The sequence below is a fragment of the Povalibacter sp. genome (genome assembly GCF_036520495.1).
GTDB lineage: Bacteria > Pseudomonadota > Gammaproteobacteria > Steroidobacterales > Steroidobacteraceae > Steroidobacter.
In genome coordinates this window covers 97330-115917 of record NZ_DATDJO010000030.1, presented here as the reverse complement: position 1 = coordinate 115917, position 18588 = coordinate 97330, and the positions used below count along the sequence as shown (strand labels likewise).

Genomic DNA, 18588 nt, shown 5'->3' with positions numbered 1-18588 from the left:
GCCGAGATCCGATCATGACTCCTTTGAACCTGCAAGCGTGTCATATCTGCCTGGACCAGCCCGTGGTCGCGCCGGAATGCGACACGAATCGGTGGAAGACAGCGGTGTGTGACATCGATAGCTCTGAAGAGCAGATGCTCGCGGCGCGCGGCATCTGCATTGCCCTGGGGCTGTCTGCCGCCATGTGGCTGATCGTTTTCGCTACCGTGGCTTACTTCTGAGCTGGCATGAATAACCATTCAAATGAAACGTGCACTGTCATCGAGCGGCGCGGATTGCGTGAGCAGGCCGATGCCTGGGTCGGAATGACGGACGATGTCTTGCGGCGCTTCGTCGACGTGTTGGTCGTCGAACGTCGCCACTCGGCACTCACCGGCGCGGCGCATCGATCGGAACTGCGTAAGCTGAATGTGTGGATGCAGTGCACCGAGCGCTGCACGCTCGTGACAGCCGACGAGCAGCAACTGATTCGCTATCTCTCGGACTGGATCCGCGTGCGCGCTGCCTCGCCCAAGCTGTCCCGTGTTCTGCTCAGCATGCGACGCTTCTATGGTTTCCTCTGCGACAGTCGCGTGCGTGACGACAATCCGATGCTGAGTCCGGCCATGGTTCGCTGGTGCGAAGCGCAGCGGCCGAAGGAGACGACCATTCGACGCCAGCGCGAAAGCCGTCAGGTGGTCGCCGAGCGGGATCGCGCCATGCTGGCGCTCATGGTCACTTCCGGAATGGAAGCAAGGCAGCTGATCGCGCTGCGCGTGGGCGACCTGCATCTGGATCAGGGGTACCTGTCGGTGCGCGACCAACGATGCACACGCCGTATGTCTCTCAGTCCGCCGCTGATCGACCTCCTCATGAGATTTCTCACCGAGCATCGCAACGCGCTGCTCAGAGGACACAGCTGTGCGCACGTGTTTCCCTCGATCGGCGGACGGGCGCTGACGCGGAGCGAATTCTGGCGGGCACTGCGTGGTCGATCGAGAAATTCCCGTGCGTTGGCGGACAGGGAGCGCTCCGCCGCCAGGTCTGTTCGCTGGAATCCAGCGAGCGATTCATCGCAGCTGACGTGTCGCGAGGGCGCCTGACGCCGCACCAGGAGCAAGGCGGAAATGCTTGCATTACGAATCTTTCTGGCAGGCACGTGCCGAACGAACCGGGCAGTATCTCGCGACTGAAATTTCTCAGCACCGGAAATGGAGCCGCAATGAGTTCCGTCAACGTCGAGTCCAAATCCGTGAGCGCGACGAGCGCCACCAGAGCACCCATCGATTCACAGGCAACATGTCGAACGGATGACATCGTGATCGGACTGGGAGTGCGCACCTCGGGCAACTTTCAGACCGCGGGATCGATCTTCGTGGATGGCGTCCTCGGCGACGCCAATGTCGAGTGTTCCTCGCTGTCGATCAGTCGTGGCGGCGAATTTCATGGTGTCGCGAGGGCGGCGCGTGTCGAGATCTCCGGAACGCTGGATGGTGAAGCTGTCGGCACCGAGGAAATCGTGCTGCGTGCTTCGGCGGTCGTCAGCGGAAAAGTCTCCGCCCCATACATCGTCGTGCACCGTGGCGCCTGCATCACCGGAGAAGTCAACTCGCTGCAGCGTAACGCCGAACCAGGCCGGGCCGTGGTGATACACCCGCCTTTGAGCAAGTATCGCGCGAAGCGCGGCATGCACCTGTTCATGTTCTCGGTGGCGATCGGCCTGGCGTTGTCCGGCGGCGCTGCATTGGCCTGGCTGCGTAGCGAGCAGAACGTCGAGGTGACCTCGAGCAGCGCCGTACAGAGTATGTCCGCCGAGACAGATCGGACCTGATGAGCGAGCGGGAGAAGGTCCTGATGATCGAGCGCAGCATGAACGAATCACAGACGGGGAACCTCGACGCCTTGCTGGAAGAATTCGTTCGCGAGCGTCGCTATGTTCCCGAGGGTGCGCGAGTCATCGAGCGCATCAATGAATTGCCGTTGTGTCTGCAGGCTCGCGCACCAGACGCGGACGCGGAAACCCGGTGGCGCGCCTGGCACGACGGGCATCGGATCTGGTTCATCGTCGCGCAACTGGATCAGGTTCCGGGCGCGCGCGCGGAGCAGATTGCGCTGCAGATGTCGTTCTACGATCACGACGCCGTGCTTGTCGCCACCGGTGTGTGGCTGCGCGCGAACACGGGACACTGGACACTCCACAGCGTTCTGAATGGTGAACCCTCGGCCCAGCACCTGCAATTCGCCACGGCGAGTTGAACGGGTCGCTCGCTGTGCATTCATCGCTCCGGCGACAGCTCTACGGCGCGCTCGGGCGCGATGAGTTCAAGGTGCACTACCAGCCGAAGTTCCATCTGATCACCGGCGAGTTGCAGGGCGTCGAAGCACTGCTGCGCTGGTGCACCGACAGCGGCGCGTGGATCTCACCGTCGGTGTTCATTCCGGTGTTGGAACGCACTGGCATGATCAACGAGGTCGGCGCCTGGCTGTTCGAGCGCTCCGCAGCAGACTTCGCCTACTGGCATAGCCATGGCCTGAGTGCCGGACGCATCGCCATCAATATTTCTCCATTGCAGCTGCGCGAGCCGGGGTTCCTGACGTGGGTGCTGTCGATCGGCGAGGCATGGCAGGCAGCCGGAGCAGGACTGGATCTGGAGTTGACGGAATCGGCATTGCTGCCCGATGGCTACGATGTGGCCGGGGCATTCGACGCGCTGGCCGCGGCCAACGTGCGCGTCGCGCTGGATGATTTCGGTACCGGTTACTCGTCGCTGAGCCTGCTGACACGCCTGCCGATTCGCTACCTGAAGATCGATCGCAGCTTCATCGCGCAGCTCGGCGTCAGCCGCAAAGCCTACGCCATCGTCGCAGCCATCGTTCGGCTGGGAAGAGAGATCGGCGTGGAGATCATCGCCGAGGGTATCGAGTCCGCGGGACACCTGGAACACCTTCGCGAACTCGGCTGCGACATCGGTCAGGGCTACTACTTCAGCCCCGCACTCAGCCGTGAAGATCTGTTGAGACGATTGCGGCTGCCCGCTGAGGTGCCGGAACAGTCGCGCGGCATCGTGCTTCGAGGTTGCGCGTAGTCATGAACTGGTCCGACGTCGCGGCCCTGCGCATGCTGATCGTGTGCGATGCCAATCGTTTCCACAGCCCGCTCGCAGAGTCTCTGATGCGACGGGAGTGGTCCGGCTGCACGATCAGTGTCGGATCCGCCGGCATCTCCGCCAACGACGGCGCGCCAGCGAACGACGAAGCCCTGGCGGTGGCCAGGCAGCACGGGCTGAAGGGAATCGATGATCATCGAACTCGTTTGTTGACCAGGCAACTGATGCGCGATGCAGATCTGATTCTAACCATGGATGAACAGCAGCAACATGCAGTCAGGCGCATCATGCCGACATACACTGGCCGGGTGTTGCTGCTCGGTGGCTGGCGCGGTGTAAGCATCGGCGATCCCATGGTCACATCGCTGCGGTCGCGTGAGTGGACCTTCGGTCTGCTGCGCGTGTGCGTGGCCGACTGGAAGCAACGCATGACAGTGCGGCCGCATTCCGCGGCTACTGCTGGAAACGTCCGTCGATCGAATCGCGTTCACTGACGTGCTCACGGACTTTCTCGTCGCAGGCTCGCCCGGCAGCCGCGATCGAGTCCTGGTCGCAAACATTCATCTCGGATGAATTGAATCCAGATGGATTCAATTCGGTTGCAGATCCGCCGCGTCGCCGTGAACTCGCTGCTAAGGTTCTCCGCACTTGAGCCTTACGACACCAGAGCAGATGAAGTACACAGCGGGGAAACTGACCACTATCGCGCATGACCGCCGTGCATTCGGCGAGCGTGCGAACCAGTCGTTGGGCAATGCACCCGGACGGACGTCCGCAATTGTTCTACAGCGCAAAGCACTGGTATTCGCGGCGCTGTCGCTCGCGTTGAGCGCGTGCCAGACACCGGGCTTCAACGCGAAGGATCTGGAGCAGGCGACCGCGCAGGCAAGCGAAACACAGGTGATCGAGGGCATTCGCATCGAGCCGATCACCGTCGCAGCGCTGCAGCCGCAGGTTGCGAAGACCGCACCGATCGGGATGCCGGCGATGGACTCCGATGCTGCGGCGTATGAATACCGAATTGGTGTCGGCGACAGTCTCGGGATTACTCTTTGGGATCATCCCGAGCTGAGCGACGCTCCTGTTGCCGCCACCGGCGAGCGATCCGCTGCGCCGGCCGGCGGTGGTCGCACCGTTACGGCGATGGGTACCATCTTCTTCCCGCTGGTCGGCGAAGTGCAGGTCCAGGGGCGCACCGTCGGCGCGATCCGCGAGCTACTGGCGGCGCGGCTTGCGGCCTATATAAAGAATCCGCAGGTCGACGTGCGAGTGGCGGCGTATCGCAGTCAACGCGTGATCGTCACCGGCGCCGTACATTCGCCCGGCGTGGTGACGTTGAATGACGTGCCCTTGTCCATCTTCGACGCCCTTGCACAAGCGGGAGGTGCGGCGCCGAATGCCGATCTGAGCGACGTGCAGCTGGTGCGCGCGGCCCGCAGCTACACGCTCGATGTGCCCGCCCTGCTCGAGTTCGCCGTGTCGTCACCCTCTCTGACGATGCGTGCCGGAGACCTGCTGAACGTTCCAGACTCCGCCGCGAAGCGAGTGCATGTATTGGGCGAGATTCGCCAGGCTGGCAGTTACCCGATGCGCAGCGGTCGCCTGACTCTTGCGGACGCGCTCGGCGCGGCGGGAGGCCTCGATGCAGCCACTGCCAATCCAGGACGCATCTATGTGTTTCGTCGCGAGCGCGACCACGCGGTAGCTCATTGGCTGGACGCGATCAGCCCGGCCACGATGGTCATCGCCGCCGAGTACCAGCTGCAACCTCAGGACGTGGTGTACGTCGCGGCTGTGCCGTTCACCCGTTACAACCGCGCACTGGCTCAGTTGCTGCCGACGCTGCAAGCCTTGTGGCAGACAGCGATCACCAGTCGCGAGTTTCGCTGAGCCGCCCCGTTTCACAGATCAGGATGGAACACTCGTGACGCAGTCGGACATGCCACTGCGCATACTCATCGTGTGCGCAGCCAATCGTTTTCGCAGTCCTCTGGCCGAACACCTGTTGCGGCGGGATTGGGCTGAGCATCAGGTCGAAGTCGCCTCCGCTGGTGTCCAGGCCGTGAGTGGTCAGTTGGTGCATCCAATGGCGCTCGAACTGGCTGTCGACAACGGCCTCTTCGAATTGCAGACGCATCTTTCGCGGCGGCTGACTCCGTCGATGATCCGGGCCGTCGATCTGGTGCTCACCATGGACGAATTGCAGCAACGAGAGGTCCTCAAGACGATGGCTGCGTTCACCGGCCGGGTTCTCGTGCTCGGTGGCTGGCGCGGCGTGGCCATCGAAGATCCAGTGGAGAACGCGGAAGTTTCCGGCAAGGACACGTTCGAGTTGCTGCGGGCGTGTCTCGGAGACTGGAAGGAACGTTTGCAGGTCTCAGGGCTGTTGCCGTTGCGCAGCATAGCGGCTGCCGATGCAGTGCAGGAGATGCGCCATGCGCGATGAAGTCACCGCCCGGCGGGAGAGTGCCGGAGATACGGGATCCGCCGCGATCGTCTGGCTCGTCGAGAATGTGCGTGACAACCGTGGCCTGTTCGCGGCCGTTGCTGGAATCATCTTCTGTGCCGCGTTCACATATGCGCTGCTGGCGACGCCCATCTACACCGCGGATGCGCTGATCCGTGTGGAACCCGCGAAGTCCTCGATGATCGGTCCGCTCGCAGACCTGGGCGGGGCATTGCAGGTGCGCGATCCATCGGTGCTCGGTGAAATCGAGATTCTCAAGTCGCGGGCGACCATCGGCAGTGCCCTGGAGCACGTGTCAGGGCATCTGTCGATCCGCGTGATCGATCCGCTGCCGTCGATGGCCGGCGTGTTGCCTATCGGTGCGCAGCGCTGGCTGTCGCAGTTGTTCGGCTCGACGGCATTCACCTGGGGCAGTGAAGCGCTGGAGTTCGCGGTGCTCGACGTGCCCGCCGCGCTGCTCGGTGTGGAGCTCGAGTTGATCGCGGGAACCGATGGCGCATGGCAGTTGGCGGTCTCTGACGGAGAAACGCTGGTCGGCGGCACGCTGGGCGAACTGGTCGCAAACGGCGATCTGCGAGTGCATGTATCGAAGTTGACCGCACGTCCCGGAGCGCGCTTCCAGGTCGTGCGCCACTCGCTACAGACACGCATACGGGATGTGGCAGCCGAGTTGCAGGTGGCAGAGACCTCGCCGCAATCGAATGCCATCCGGGTGAAGCTCGACGATCCGGATCCGCTGTTCGCCTCACGCCTGGTGAATGCCATCGCTGATGCGTACGTGGGCATGAACGTGCGACGGCGCTCGGAGGAGGCGGCGCGCAGCCTCAACTTTCTGGATGAGCAGCTGCCGCAGCTGCGGGCGCAGCTGGATCGGGCAGAGGCGGAGTTCAACGAGTTCCGCATGAAGGCCGGGACGATCGACATCGGCGGACAGGTCAGCGAGTTGCTGCAGCGGATCACCGAGCTGGAACGCCAGCGCATGGATCTGGAACTGAAGCGCGGTGAGCTGGTGGCCCGATTCGAGCCGCTGCATCCGATTGTCGCGTCGGTCGACGCGCAACTGCTGCGCGTGCAGAGTGAACTCGATCAGCTGGCGGCGCGGAGGGATGCGCTGCCTCAGACACAGCAGAACTACCTGCGGCTGGCTCGCGACGTCGAGGTCAATACCCAGTTGTATGTATCGCTGCTAAACAACGCACAGCAGTTGCGCATCGCCAAGGCCGGCACGGTCGAGAATGCCGTGATCATCGACCGGGCAGAGCCGGCACACCGGCCTACTCGTCCCAATCGGCCGTTGATCGTGGTCTTCGGCGCGCTGCTTGCGGTCGCGGCGGGTGTCGCCGTGTGCCAGATCTTCGCGCTGTCCGTGGCGCGGGTGCGTGATACCGACACGCTCGAAATGGCGACGGGCATGGAGATCCTGGCGATCGTGCCGCACGCACGCGAGCAGCGCGCGCTGGATCGAATCGAGGGCCAGACGCCACGGCTCATCGTGCAGGAGGAGCCGCAGTCTCCGACCAGCGATGCCCTGCGCAGCCTGCGAATGGCGCTGCAGGTGCGACTGCCGGCTGATCCGAACGGACGCGTGCTGCTTCTCAGCTCGGCGGAACCGAGTCAGGGAAAGACGTTCATTGCGTGCAACCTCGCTCAGGCGCTGGCCACATCCGGTGCTCGCGTAGTGCTGCTGGATGCAGATCTGTATCGAGGCGCCACGCATCGCTATCTCGGGTTACCCGTGCACAAGATCGGTCTCGGCGGATTGTTGCGAGGGGAGTGCAGCCACGCCGACGCGACGATCGCGATTGCGCCCGGGTTCTCATTGATACCCGCGGGACGAAGAGGGGCCAATCCGGGGGATCTGCTTGCCTCGGCGGCGCTGCAAGCACTGGTCGCCGAGCTGCGTACGCAGTACGAGTGGGTCCTCATCGATGGCCCGCCCGCGTCCATCATCGGCGACGCCGCTGCGCTCGGTCGGCTGGCCGATCAGGTGATATTCGTCGCGAGGCACGGCAAGGTCTCCTATGCGCAGGTGCGCCAATCGGTGGCGGCGATGCGCCGCCTGGGCGCCAAGTTTGTCGGCGCGGTGTTCAACGACCATCGCCGGCCGGCCTTCAGTTATGGCTATGGCTACGGTTATGGATACGGCTATGGCTACGCGCAGGCTCAAGGCGAAAAGGAGGACGCTCAAAGCGCGGAAAGCGCCGTGCACCTCGGGAGACGTGTGTGATCGCCGCGTCACCCCGCGTTTCCATTACGTCCGGCATGCGGCTTCCGGAGCTCGATGCTCTGCGAGGGCTGCTGGTCGTCTATGTCATGCTGGTTCACTACACCCATCGCTACGATGAGCTGTTCGGTCACACGATGCCGGTGCCGCTGGTCGAAGGGGGCTTCCTGCGCGTACAGGGGTTGTTCGCGATCAGCGGTTTCATCATCTCGATGACGCTGGGGCGTACGCGGAGCGCGGCGGACTTCGTCTACGCCCGCGCTTCGCGTTTGTATCCGGCCTACTGGATTGCGGTTGCGCTCACGTTCCTCGTCGTCGCCTTCGCGCAGCTGCCGGAGCGCACAGTGAGCGTGGGCGAGGCGGCGATCAATCTTTCGATGCTGCAGGAGTTCGTCGGCGCGCCGCATGTGGACGGTGCCTACTGGACCCTGACCATCGAGCTGTTGTTCTACTTCTGGATCGCGCTGCTGTACTTCTCCCGCGCGCGGCAGTTCCTGGTGCCTGTCCTCGGCGCGTGGTTCGTGCTGGCGTTGCTGCTGAAGTTCGCCGGGGACGTCCTGCAATGGGCGCCCGCGCCGTATGTGGCGAAGGCATTCATCTGTCCGTGGATACCATTCTTTGGTCTGGGCATGCTCGCACACCGCGCGATGCAGCTGGGCTGCTGGGATCGGACGGGCGCGGCGATGATGGCGGCCGCAGTCGTTACGGCGGGAATTTGCTGGGGGCCGGCTTCCGCGCTCATGGCGTTCGCTATCGCAGTCGCTTTCATGCTGCTGCTCGCAGGCGGCCTGGCTTCGCTGCGGCAGAAGCCGCTCATCTTCCTGGGTACCATCTCGTATCCGCTGTACCTGCTGCATCAGAACATCGGCTACGTGGGGATCCGCTGGCTGGAGGGACAGGGCTGGCATCCGTTGCTGGCAATTGCCGGCACGATGGCGGTCGCGATCACTCTCGCCAGTGTCATTGCCTTTCACATCGAACGTCCCGCCCTGCGCTGGCTGCGCAACGTCAAGCCGAATTTCGGCGCCGCACAGCCCACACCGTCGGCTCGATGATGATCCGGTGGCAGCAGTCATTGACGGTATGGATCGAGTCGCTCGAAGAATTCGCGTGCCTGTCGTGCGGCAGTCGTGTCCAGTGAGGCGCGGGAACGAGATGCACGCCACGACGATTCAACAGGCCGCTCGCTCGCAATTCCTGGCGTCGATACTCGGGTCGGGTGCGATGCGAGTGCTGGCCGCGGCCGCGAGCTTTGCGTTGAACCTGCTGCTGGCACGGCTGCTCGGTGCGCAGGGCTATGGCGCGTACGCCTTCGCCATCAGCTGTGTTCTGCTGGCGGCGACGTGTGGCAAGTGGGGCTGGGACAAGGCCGCGGTGCGCTTCGTTGCGCAGTACCTGGCGCAGGGCGAGCGGCAGCGTCTGGCGGACTTCATGAGTGCGAGTCGGCGAGCGGTGCTGGTTCTGGCGACGCTGTTCGGACTGATCTGTGCAGCCTGGATCGCCTTCGGTTCCTTGCCCGTATCCGCGGGGACGGTGGCGGCGGCGGCCTTGATCGTCCCGCTATCGAGCCTGGGGTTGCTGTTGCAGGGGCAGCTGCGCGGTGCGCGCCAGATCATTGCGTCGGAATTACCCGAGGGATTGCTCAAGCCACTGGCCACCGCCGGCCTGACGGTGATCGTGGTGTATTCGTTTACCGCGCTCGATCCGGTGTTCGTGGCGATGATCAGTTCTCTGTGTGCGGCGTTGCTGGCGAATGCAATGGCGTTGTGGCTGCTCGCACGTTCCCTGCCGATCGGAATGCCGGCGTCCGCATCGGTCCATGCCAGCGCCTGGAGTCGGGATATCCGCGAGTACGGCGTGCTCGGTATCGCGCAGGTGGGCCTGTCTCGCGGTCCGATCGTACTTGCAGGTTCTGTGCTCGATCCTGCGGGTATCGGACTCGTAGCGGTCGCCTCACGTCTGGGTGATGTGGTCGCGTTTGCCGTTTCATCGGTCGGCATAGCCGCTGCTCCCCGCATCGCCGCTCTTTATCACGAAGGCAACCTGCAGGAATGCCGACGACTGTTGAGCATTGCCACGCGCTACTCGATCGTGGCCGGAGCGGCGATATGCGCAGTCATGTCGCTGGGCGGGCGCTACGTGCTGCAGCTGTTCGGAGCGGACTTTGCTGCCGCATTTCCGGTGTTGCTGGCGATGTGCGCTGCTCAGTTCGTCGCCGCCTGCTGCGGACCGGTCGGCTACCTCGCGACCATGAGCGGTCATCAGCGGCAGGCCGCAGTCATCCAGTTTGTCAGTGCGGGTGTCGGCGCGCTGGCGACGCTCGTGCTCGGCAAGCTGTACGGATTCGTCGGCGTGGGTATGGCCATCGCGCTCTCCGTCGCCGGTGCGAATCTGCTGATGAGACGGCTGTCGGCACGGATTCTGATGGCAGCGCCGTCATCGCAGGTACGCCAATGACGATGGCTGCGCTGCGGAATCTGGCGCTGAGCGCCTGGTTGCTTTATCCGCTCATGCTGTTCCTGCTGCCCAACGAGCTGGCGGTCGGGCCGTTCGCGCCGGAAACGCTGTTTGCTTTGCTCGGTGGCGCAATCGCGGCCTCTGTGATGCTGTTCGCGCTGCCCGTGGCGACACTCGGCCGGACACTGCAAGGCATGCCGATGGCCGTGGTCGTATTCGCTGTTTCGGTCATCGTTCTCATGCTGTTCAAGGGTGGGTTCGTGGCCGTGCTGCGTGCATGCTCATGGGTCATCGTGCTGGTGTTCTCGTTTGTCGTCTTCCGTGACGAACGCATGTTTGAACGGCTGCTCAAGATCTGGTTCTGGGTGGCGGTTGGAGCTTCCCTGGCGCTGCTGCTGAAGTATGGAGCGCCGCTGCCCGGCAAGATCGCCTTTCTCTCCTGGCAGCATCGCACCGTGTTCGGGTATTTCGATGCGGTCGCGCTCGCCGCCGGTATCGTGTTGTTGCGCAGCGGGCGCATCGGTTCGCGAGCGTACTATCTCGCCGGACTGATAGTGGTGGTGCTAGGTCTGCTCGCGACGCTGGCCAGAGGCCCATGGCTGCTGGCACTGATCGCCGTCATGGTCCTGGATGGTCCGACACGTCGCGCCGCTGTCATCGCCGCTTGTCTCTTTGCCGCCGCTGCCGTCGTCGTCATGCCGGAGTCGCTGCTGGAGGATCTTTCCAGCCGCTGGCGCAGCCTGTACGACTGGGAAGTGGGATCGTCCAGTCTGTATCGGTTCAATCTGTATCGCGCGGCGCTCGCCTCGATGCCCGAGACATGGATCGCGGGTGCGCCGACGATGGACATCGGGCCGTTCCTCGCGCAGTACGCGCCGGTCCGTTATCCGGCTTTCTACAAGCCGGGCTTCAACGCCGATTCCGATGTGATCTATCTGCTGCTGCTCGGCGGCGTGCCGCTCATCGCGGTGATGTGCTGGGTCATCGCGAGCCTGGCAGGAAACATCTCGGCCGTCGCCGCCGTGTCGCCAGCAACGCACCTGGTAGCCATGAAACGCGTGTTGCTGGTGAGCGCGGTGATGCAGATGCTGCTCGATAGCATCATCTGGACGGCGTTCGCGTGGTTCCTTATCGGCACTGCCATTGCAGTGCGCGACACGAGCCGAGGGGAAACATGAGTACACGCGTCGCCAAGCCAGCCGCGCGACACTCCTATGTTTCGATCGGCGGCATGCAGCAGAGCCACGGCGGCGTCGAGGTGTTCATGCAACGCCTCGCCGAGATGTGGCCGCACACCGGCCTGGGCGCAATGATCGTGCTGCCTGCGAACAGTGCGGTGTGCAAGACGTCGCAGGGCCTGTACGCCGGCCTGCGACGCTGGTGGCACACGCATCTGGATAACGTGCGTTTCATTCGGCAGGCGACGCGGCGCGCCGAAGGCCAGGTCACGAGTGTCTGGTATCACTACGGCAATGCTCTGGACCTGCTGTCGATCGCGCTGCTCTCGCGGCTGTCGGGTATTCGTCTCATCGTCACTCCGCATTGCAGCCTCACGTGGCGCCATCTGACCCATCGCTGCAGCAGATGGGTGGCACACAGGATCCTGAAGCGCGTGCATCTGCTGCTGGCATTGAGCCGGGAGCAGGTGGAGTTCTTCTCCATCCGAGGCGCGCCGCCAATTGCGCGGATGCGTACCTTGCTGCCGTCGTCCACGGCGCAGCGCACGCCATTTCGTGAGCGTCCCAGGGGATCGCTGATCTTTGCCGGGCGCGTCTCGCCGGAGAAAGGAATCCGCGAGATGGTCGATCTGCTGAGGATTCTGCTCGCTGAGCGCGAGGGATTCGCGCTGGAGATCTTTGGAGAAGCCGAGCCGGAGATGCACGATTTCCTGCGCGAGGTTGCGCAACGCGATCCGGCGCTGGCTGCTGCGATCCGTATTCACGGCCGGGTGTCGGCGCAAGAAGTCATGACGCAACTGGGTCGCCATCGTTACCTGATTTATTTATCTCGCGTGGATGCCTTCCCGCTCGCGGTGCTCGAAGCCGTGATCGCAGGAGCCCTGCCTGTCGTGTACGAGCTGCCGGGAACGGCGGAGATTATCGCGCGGTGGGGAGGAATCATGGGCACACCGGCGGATCTGCCGACGTTGGCGCGCGCCATTCTCGACACCGAGTCCGAAACGAGCCCGCCCCGGCTGAAGTCCGGGCAGGCGGCGCAGTACTACAGCACCGCCGACGTGGCGCGTCAGTTAAGAAGCATCCTGGAGGTCTGAAAATGTCCCCTGTGGTATCCATGCCGGCCGGGCTCGACCTGGTGCGCGCCAGTATCCAGTTGCGGTCGGGTCTACGCGTACATACGGCAAGCGTCGCCGACGTGGTGCGATTGTCGTACCTGCGGATGCAGACCGGCATCGCCACGCACATCGTTACCGTCAATCCCGAGATCGATCAGACATTGCTGCGTAACCCCGACTACGCGAGGGCGGTGAAGAACAGCGATGTGCGGGTTTGCGACGGTGTGGGAGTGCAGATTGCCGCCCGGATGAGGGGAGCGCTGGTGCCGCCGCGGACAACGGGCGTGGCACTGGCGAGCGCGCTGGTCGAGGCCAGTACCGTGAACGACTGGAAGGTGATCGTCATCGGTGCGCGGGAGGGCGTACGGCAGCGGTTCGAGGAACGCTTGACTGCCGAGGGCGTTGCCGTCGTCCCCGGCTCGTCGGAGATGATCGACGATATCGTGGCGTCCGCGGCGGCTCTGGCGCCGCGTATTCCAGAGCGCTGCATCGTGCTGGTGGCTCTCGGTGTGCCCAAGCAGGAGTTGCTGATTCGCGAGCTGTATCAGCGGGTGCCGCATGCGGCGATCTACGTCGGCGTGGGAGGCGCGATCGACTACCTGGTCGGCGAGGCGGTGTATCCGCCGGCGTTTCTGCGCAAGCTCGGCCTGGAATGGTTGTTCCGGCTGATCATGGAGCCGCACCGGCGGCTGGCGCGTCAGTTCACTTCATTGCCGCTGTTCGCGTTTCGCGAGTTGGCGTTTGCCGTGGCCACGCGGCTGAAGCTTGCGGAGCCAGTCGTATGAGCCTGTCCAGCGTGGTGCTGTTTCACAACATGGTCGCTCCGTACCGCCACGCGCTGTTCCGTGAGATCGCACGCCACCTTCCTTTGCGCGTGCTCTATGCGACGCGCGTTACGGCGGATCGGAAATGGGCCGCCGACATCCCGTCAGATTACGAGAGCGAAGTGCTCCGCAGCGCGACCGTGTATGCGTTTTCACGGCCCCTCACGGTCTGCGCAAATTTGCCGGAGCGTCTGCAGCGGCTGCAGCCGCAGGCGATCATCTCGGTGCTGACACGTTCGAACGCAATCGACGTCCTCCGGGTCTCCCGATGGGCGAACAGACATCGCGTCCCGCTGATTCTCTGGGTCGGGGATATCGACAACGAATCATGGGGGCACGATGAAGTGCCTGGCCTGTTGTCACGCGCATTCGCGTGGCTGTATGGACGGATTCTTCGCCGAGCCTCCGGCTTCATTTGTTATTCCGATCGCTCGGTGGACTGGTTGCGTGCGCGCGGCGTCCAGGGCCCCACTATCACGGGAACGCAGGTATTCGACCCGCCACCGCTGGGCCCGCGGGTGTGTGAAGAGGAGCAGGGCGGTCGCTTCCGGCTGTTGTTCGTGGGCAAGCATGAGGCGCGTAAAGGGCTCGAAAATCTGATGCAGGCGCTGCACCGTCTGCCCAATGCGCTACAGCAGCAGTTGAGCCTGACGACCGCTGGTGACGGGCCACTCGCGCGCCACCTTGCAGACAACTGCCCGCCGCCTATTCAATTGCGCATGCTCGGCTTCCTGCCGCGAAATGCGATATCCGAGGAATACCGGCGCGCGGATGCACTGATCGTCCCGAGCCTGCATGACCCCTGGGCCAATGTCATCAACGAGGCGATGGCGCTGGGCACGCCGGTCATCGCTTCACGGCAATGTGGCGGGTGCGAACTCGCACGGACGACCGGGTGGATCGTCGATGCGAGCGACCCCCAGAGCATCGCGGATGGAATCGAGCGCGCGATGGCCGAGGCACGCTCGGCATCGTTGCGACATTCGACCCTTCAGGCGGAGGCGCTGTACCGTCCGGCGGATGCGGCGAAGCGCATTGCCAGGTTCGTGGAGACGCTGTGCATGCCGGTCGATGCCCCCGCGGGAGCGGCGGCATGAAGCTGGGCGTCATCAGACTGGAGTCGCACCGCCGTACGAAGGATGGCGTTGCTGCCGCGAGCTCGTTCCCTCGCTGGCTGAGCGCGGCGAGCGACTGCACCGAGGCGATGATCATGGTGCTGCCGATCGAGGGCAGTAGCGCGGATGAAAGCGCGACAGCTGATGTTCACTACTCGTTGCGACAGCAGGATGCGTTGCTGGCGCTGCCTTCGTGCAGAGGGTTTCTGCGCGCCTACATGAATGCGCCGCTGTTGCTGTTGCGCTTGTACAAGCTGCGTCGTCACACGCCCGTCGTCATCTGTCGCGCGCCGGAACATTTGAATCTCATCCTGCTGCCACTGCTGTGGTTGCTGCGATTCAAGCCAGTCATCTGGTTCGTGTCGGATCGCTCTGCGGTGGAGGCGGCCAACCAGACGCGACGGGGCGGTGGGCCGCTCGTTCGTGCAGGAGCGTGGCTGTCGCGTGCGACCGGAAGCGTGGAGCGGCTGTTCGCCAGACGCTGGCCATGCATCGTCAACGGTTCGGCGCTGGAGCGGCAGCTGCTTGAGGCAGGAGCGGACGCGGCGAGGATTCTGCGTGTCGTCTCGTCGACGTTGCCGCAGTCTGCTCTGCCCACGCAAGCACCCATGGAGCAACGGTCGGGCGGGCCTGTGGAATTGCTCTACGTGGGACGGATCGCGGTCGAGAAGGGACTTTGCGATCTCATCGATGCGCTCGCTGAGCTGCTGAAGTCTCCGGGACCAGGATATCGACTCATCGTGATCGGCTGGGCCGCGCACGGCGAAATGGAAAGATTGCGCGCCTATATCGTGGAGCTGGGCATCGAGCATGCCGTGGATGTCCGTGGCCCCATGCCGCCTGGATCGGCACTATTGCAGGCGTTCCGGTCCTGCGATGTGTTCGTACTGCCGTCGTGGTCCGAAGGCACTCCCAGGGTCCTCGTCGAAGCCATGGCAATGGGACGTGCGGTGGTTGCGACGCGCGTCGGCGGCGTGCCCGATCTGATTGTCGATGGCGAGAACGGGCACCTCGTCGAGCCACATCGTCCTGATCAACTGGTGGCAGCAATCCGTCGCTTGGCGCTCGACCCGCAGCGGCGCCTGGAGATCGGCAGGCATAACTGGGAGCAGGCCAGGCACCTTACGGTGGAATCACTGGCCCGCCGCATGTGTCAGTTCATCTCACGCTGAACGCGATAGCCCGCTGCCAGTGGCCGGCATACATATATATGAGTCACGCCGGGCATCACGCCCGGCGTTCAGGGCTGGTCCGGGCTCGAGGGTGCCGCGTCACGTCACGAACCAGAAAGAATTGCCTCCGCCGATGTCATCCACGAGCGCGCGCAGCTTCGGCTGCTCCCAGATGAAATAGTTCGGCAACAGCACGTCGGGCCGCGGTGTGCTGAGCAGGTACATCGCCAGGATGTACTGTTCGCCGTACCAGTGCCGCTTCAGCTTCGGCGGATAGTCGTAGGGCAGCCGGATATCGTGCACCTGGACCACCACGCCGGCAGGCAACTCGGGCAGGATCTCGAGGAAGAACGTCACCACGTCAGAGTTCGGCAGGCAGTAGTGCGAGCCGTCGAAGAACAGGAAGTCGCCCGGTTGCAACTCGCGGAAGATCTCCTGGTCGACACTCTCCAGTGACGCTCGCACGATTCGCTGCGCGAGCGTGTCGATTTCCGCGCGAGGTTGCGGATCAATGGAAATGATCCGAGTATCACAACCTTCATCGCTTATCGCACGCGCGGCGAAGCGGGTGGAGTTTCCGGAACCGATTTCCAGATAGCGACGTGGCTTGCGCATCCTCAGCAATGCGTAGAGAGCGAGGGCGTCCAGGCCCGAGAAGTAGTCGTTGATACGACTGGGCACCAGCGGCGATGTGGACCGTTCCGGGATGGCGAGAAAATCGAAGCGATACGTCGCGATCTCCATGAGCAGCTTCGTGTATTGCGCCGAGCTCGCCGCGATCAGAGCCTGCAGCCGGGCGTGAGGCGGCTTGCCGAAGCCCCAGCGGGGAGTCGGATCGACGTCGTAGTCCAATGCGATGAGCGGAGTGCGGCGTATCGCGGCCTTGATCAGCGGAAAAATCATTGTGGCGATCTCACGTGGGCTTCAAGTACTGGTGGCGGAGGGATCGGGCGAGTCCACGCCGATGGTCGACGTTGTGTCATCCATGCAGGCAGGGCGCCTGCCCAGGAATGCGCCTTGAGCAACGCGCGAATTACGCCCGCACTCATCATGATCAGTAGCGCGAGGGACGTAAGCGATGGGGCTTCGACGTGTTCGAGGAACAAGCCAGTCGCAGCGAATATCGCAGCCAGGCCCACGAGCGTGACGCAGGTGCCCGGAACCGACAGACCCGCACGCATGAGTTTGTGATGGAAGTGATCGGCGTCAGCCGCCAGAGGCGAGCGTCCAGCCGCGAGGCGACGGCAGAAACTGACTGCCAGCTCCAGCAACGGCACCGCGGTGAACCACAGGATCGTGATCGGTTGTACCTGAGGCTGGTTGCCCTGGCTGAGCTGTATGCCAAACCACGCCACGGTAAAGCCGATCAGCGTGCTGCCCGCATCGCCCATGAAGCAGCGCATCTGGCGGTTGATGCCCACCGGAACATTGAAAGGCAGGAACGCACCGATAGTGGCTGCGATCATGGCCAGGATGGGCGCGGCGCCAGCGAGAGGTCCGCCATGGGCCACCATCAGTAGCGACAGGATAGCGACGAGTCCCAGGCCACCCGACAGTCCGTCGAGGCCATCGATCATGTTGTAGGCATTGATGGCCGCGACGACGGCGAGGACGGTGAACGATGCCGCGAACGGACCCAGATTGAATGTATTCGCGCCGTTCCCGGCGCCGAGCTCCTGAATGACGAGACCTTCGGTGCCGACCATGATCAATGCAGTCGTGAGCTGGGCGCCGAGTCTCACCCAGGCCGAGACGTCGAAACGGTCGTCCGCCGCGCCGACTGCGACCAGCAGAGCCGCGCACATCACAAAGGACACAGGCATCTGGACGGCCTCAGGCAACAGCATCGAGCCCATGAGAGAACCGCCAAAAATGGCCAGTCCGCCGATGACCGGCACCTCGCCCTCATGGCGCTTGCGACCGCCTGGCCGATCGATCAGTCCCACCACGGGCGCGAGCGCGCGCAGCCCGGTCATGAGCAGCAGCGTTGCTGCGAAGGCGAGCACAGGTCCAAGCATCGAAGCCTCTCGTGCCGATCACTGCGAGTGCCCGCGATGGCAAGCCGCAGCCAGGCTGCACAAACATGTGTTAACGGTTGAGCGCGCGACTCTTACGATTGGCGCGACAGCGGATGAGTAGAGAGGCTAGCGGACCACATGCGTCCGTAGATGGCAGAAAGATTCAATCTGACATGCATCATGGATGCACGCTGCATGCATTCGCTCAGGTTGGCTTGTGTAGAGATCGCTCTCCGGTGGCTTCAGAGGTCTCTTTGTCGAGCGTCACTTCATCGAGTCCTTCAATCAGGAGCGCCCCGCCAGGTGATGAGATGAGGTATCCAGCTGCGCTGCATGAGTCATCCGCGCGTCCCTGCACGGGGTGACGCGCCCGTTCGTCAGCGCCAGGCGGGAGATGCCCGCCGGGTAGGGCTGTTGATTACCTGGCTCTCGTGAACTTCCCCATGAGGACTTCGTCCTCCTCGAGTCCCGCTCCCGGTTCGAGCCTGATGAACTTCGCCTTGAGGTTCGTGCAATCGCCGAGCTTGAGCACGGTGTCTTTTTCATCGTAGTGGATCACCAGTGGTACCGAGTCGGGACCCTTGGTTGCACACACGCGATACTCCACGGGGATCTTCGAATCCAGAATGACCTTGCTTTCGCCGTTGCCCATCTCGAATTCGCCGCCGTTCAGCAACAGCAGCTCATCGATCGGGTCGTCGGCAACTGCGGGGAGCGTAGCGAATGCGGACACCGCTGCGAGCAGAAGCAGTGCTGGTTTCATGACCGGATACCTGGTTGCGCGGCGATTCGCCGACCGAGGCAGCCTGTGTGCGCCACATTTCCGCACGACTGGCAGATCACCTGTTTGTGTTACTGGCGAAACTCACGGCGATCTTCGCCGGAATCGCGCGCTGCGGTTCCGGCCGTGAACCTTCGATCATGATCGCCTG

At 63.4% G+C, this 18588-nt stretch carries 19 protein-coding genes; 16 read left to right on the top strand and 3 right to left on the bottom strand.

The features are described from left to right. Window positions 1-14: 14 nt before the first annotated feature. The 16 genes from VIZ63_RS11430 to VIZ63_RS11355 all read left to right on the top strand — a co-directional run bounded on the left by VIZ63_RS11430 (window position 15) and on the right by VIZ63_RS11355 (window position 15638). Window positions 15-221, top strand: a complete 207-nt coding sequence (locus VIZ63_RS11430) for a hypothetical protein (protein WP_331609740.1) — start codon at window positions 15-17, stop codon at window positions 219-221. A gap of 6 nt (window positions 222-227) precedes the next feature. Beyond that, window positions 228-1082 carry a tyrosine-type recombinase/integrase gene (locus VIZ63_RS11425; RefSeq protein WP_331609738.1) on the top strand — a complete coding sequence of 285 codons (855 nt, stop codon included), beginning with the start codon at window positions 228-230 and terminating at the stop codon, window positions 1080-1082. Window positions 1083-1201: 119 nt separating this feature from the next. Then, a complete protein-coding gene (locus VIZ63_RS11420) occupies window positions 1202-1810 on the top strand; it encodes a polymer-forming cytoskeletal protein (RefSeq protein ID WP_331609736.1) in 609 nt (202 codons plus the stop codon). Next, window positions 1810-2235, top strand: coding sequence for a hypothetical protein (locus VIZ63_RS25745; RefSeq protein ID WP_331609735.1), 426 nt, complete (start codon window positions 1810-1812; stop codon window positions 2233-2235). Before VIZ63_RS11420 ends, VIZ63_RS25745 begins: the two co-directional genes overlap by 1 nt. A gap of 14 nt (window positions 2236-2249) precedes the next feature. After that, complete coding sequence (locus tag VIZ63_RS11410; protein ID WP_331609734.1) at window positions 2250-3065, top strand: EAL domain-containing protein; 816 nt, start codon at window positions 2250-2252, stop codon at window positions 3063-3065. Window positions 3066-3067: 2 nt separating this feature from the next. Continuing rightward, complete coding sequence (locus tag VIZ63_RS11405; protein ID WP_331609733.1) at window positions 3068-3580, top strand: hypothetical protein; 513 nt, start codon at window positions 3068-3070, stop codon at window positions 3578-3580. Between the two features lie 178 nt (window positions 3581-3758). After that, window positions 3759-4976, top strand: coding sequence for a polysaccharide biosynthesis/export family protein (locus tag VIZ63_RS11400; RefSeq protein WP_331609732.1), 1218 nt, complete (start codon window positions 3759-3761; stop codon window positions 4974-4976). Window positions 4977-5025: 49 nt separating this feature from the next. After that, window positions 5026-5532 carry a low molecular weight phosphatase family protein gene (locus tag VIZ63_RS11395; protein ID WP_331609731.1) on the top strand — a complete coding sequence of 169 codons (507 nt, stop codon included), beginning with the start codon at window positions 5026-5028 and terminating at the stop codon, window positions 5530-5532. Then, window positions 5522-7780, top strand: coding sequence for a GNVR domain-containing protein (locus VIZ63_RS11390; RefSeq protein WP_331609730.1), 2259 nt, complete (start codon window positions 5522-5524; stop codon window positions 7778-7780). Before VIZ63_RS11395 ends, VIZ63_RS11390 begins: the two co-directional genes overlap by 11 nt. Then, on the top strand, window positions 7777-8832 hold the full coding sequence (locus tag VIZ63_RS11385) for an acyltransferase (protein WP_331609729.1): 1056 nt from the start codon (window positions 7777-7779) through the stop codon (window positions 8830-8832). The genes VIZ63_RS11390 and VIZ63_RS11385 overlap by 4 nt, the downstream gene beginning before the upstream one ends. 100 nt (window positions 8833-8932) lie before the next feature. Continuing rightward, window positions 8933-10234 carry a lipopolysaccharide biosynthesis protein gene (locus tag VIZ63_RS11380; RefSeq protein ID WP_331609728.1) on the top strand — a complete coding sequence of 434 codons (1302 nt, stop codon included), beginning with the start codon at window positions 8933-8935 and terminating at the stop codon, window positions 10232-10234. Next, a complete protein-coding gene (locus VIZ63_RS11375) occupies window positions 10231-11412 on the top strand; it encodes an O-antigen ligase family protein (RefSeq protein ID WP_331609726.1) in 1182 nt (393 codons plus the stop codon). The genes VIZ63_RS11380 and VIZ63_RS11375 overlap by 4 nt, the downstream gene beginning before the upstream one ends. After that, complete coding sequence (locus VIZ63_RS11370; protein WP_331609725.1) at window positions 11409-12506, top strand: glycosyltransferase family 4 protein; 1098 nt, start codon at window positions 11409-11411, stop codon at window positions 12504-12506. Before VIZ63_RS11375 ends, VIZ63_RS11370 begins: the two co-directional genes overlap by 4 nt. Before the next feature lie 2 nt (window positions 12507-12508). Next, window positions 12509-13312 (top strand): WecB/TagA/CpsF family glycosyltransferase, encoded by an 804-nt coding sequence (locus VIZ63_RS11365; RefSeq protein WP_331609724.1) that lies wholly within the window; start codon window positions 12509-12511, stop codon window positions 13310-13312. Continuing rightward, the gene (locus VIZ63_RS11360) at window positions 13309-14448 is read left to right on the top strand and encodes a glycosyltransferase (RefSeq protein WP_331609723.1); all 1140 of its coding nucleotides are present in this window, start codon (window positions 13309-13311) and stop codon (window positions 14446-14448) included. The genes VIZ63_RS11365 and VIZ63_RS11360 overlap by 4 nt, the downstream gene beginning before the upstream one ends. Next, the gene (locus VIZ63_RS11355; RefSeq protein ID WP_331609722.1) at window positions 14445-15638 is read left to right on the top strand and encodes a glycosyltransferase; all 1194 of its coding nucleotides are present in this window, start codon (window positions 14445-14447) and stop codon (window positions 15636-15638) included. Before VIZ63_RS11360 ends, VIZ63_RS11355 begins: the two co-directional genes overlap by 4 nt. A 99-nt stretch (window positions 15639-15737) precedes the next feature. Here the strand turns inward: VIZ63_RS11355 and VIZ63_RS11350 are convergent, their stop codons facing one another. The 3 genes from VIZ63_RS11350 to VIZ63_RS11340 all read right to left on the bottom strand — a co-directional run bounded on the left by VIZ63_RS11350 (window position 15738) and on the right by VIZ63_RS11340 (window position 18419). Continuing rightward, entirely contained in the window at window positions 15738-16541 is an 804-nt protein-coding gene (locus VIZ63_RS11350; protein ID WP_331609721.1) for a class I SAM-dependent methyltransferase, read from the bottom strand. Continuing rightward, window positions 16538-17656 carry a hypothetical protein gene (locus VIZ63_RS11345; RefSeq protein WP_331609720.1) on the bottom strand — a complete coding sequence of 373 codons (1119 nt, stop codon included), beginning with the start codon at window positions 17654-17656 and terminating at the stop codon, window positions 16538-16540. The genes VIZ63_RS11350 and VIZ63_RS11345 overlap by 4 nt, the downstream gene beginning before the upstream one ends. A 418-nt stretch (window positions 17657-18074) precedes the next feature. Then, window positions 18075-18419 (bottom strand): hypothetical protein, encoded by a 345-nt coding sequence (locus VIZ63_RS11340; RefSeq protein ID WP_331609719.1) that lies wholly within the window; start codon window positions 18417-18419, stop codon window positions 18075-18077. Window positions 18420-18588: the final 169 nt, after the last annotated feature.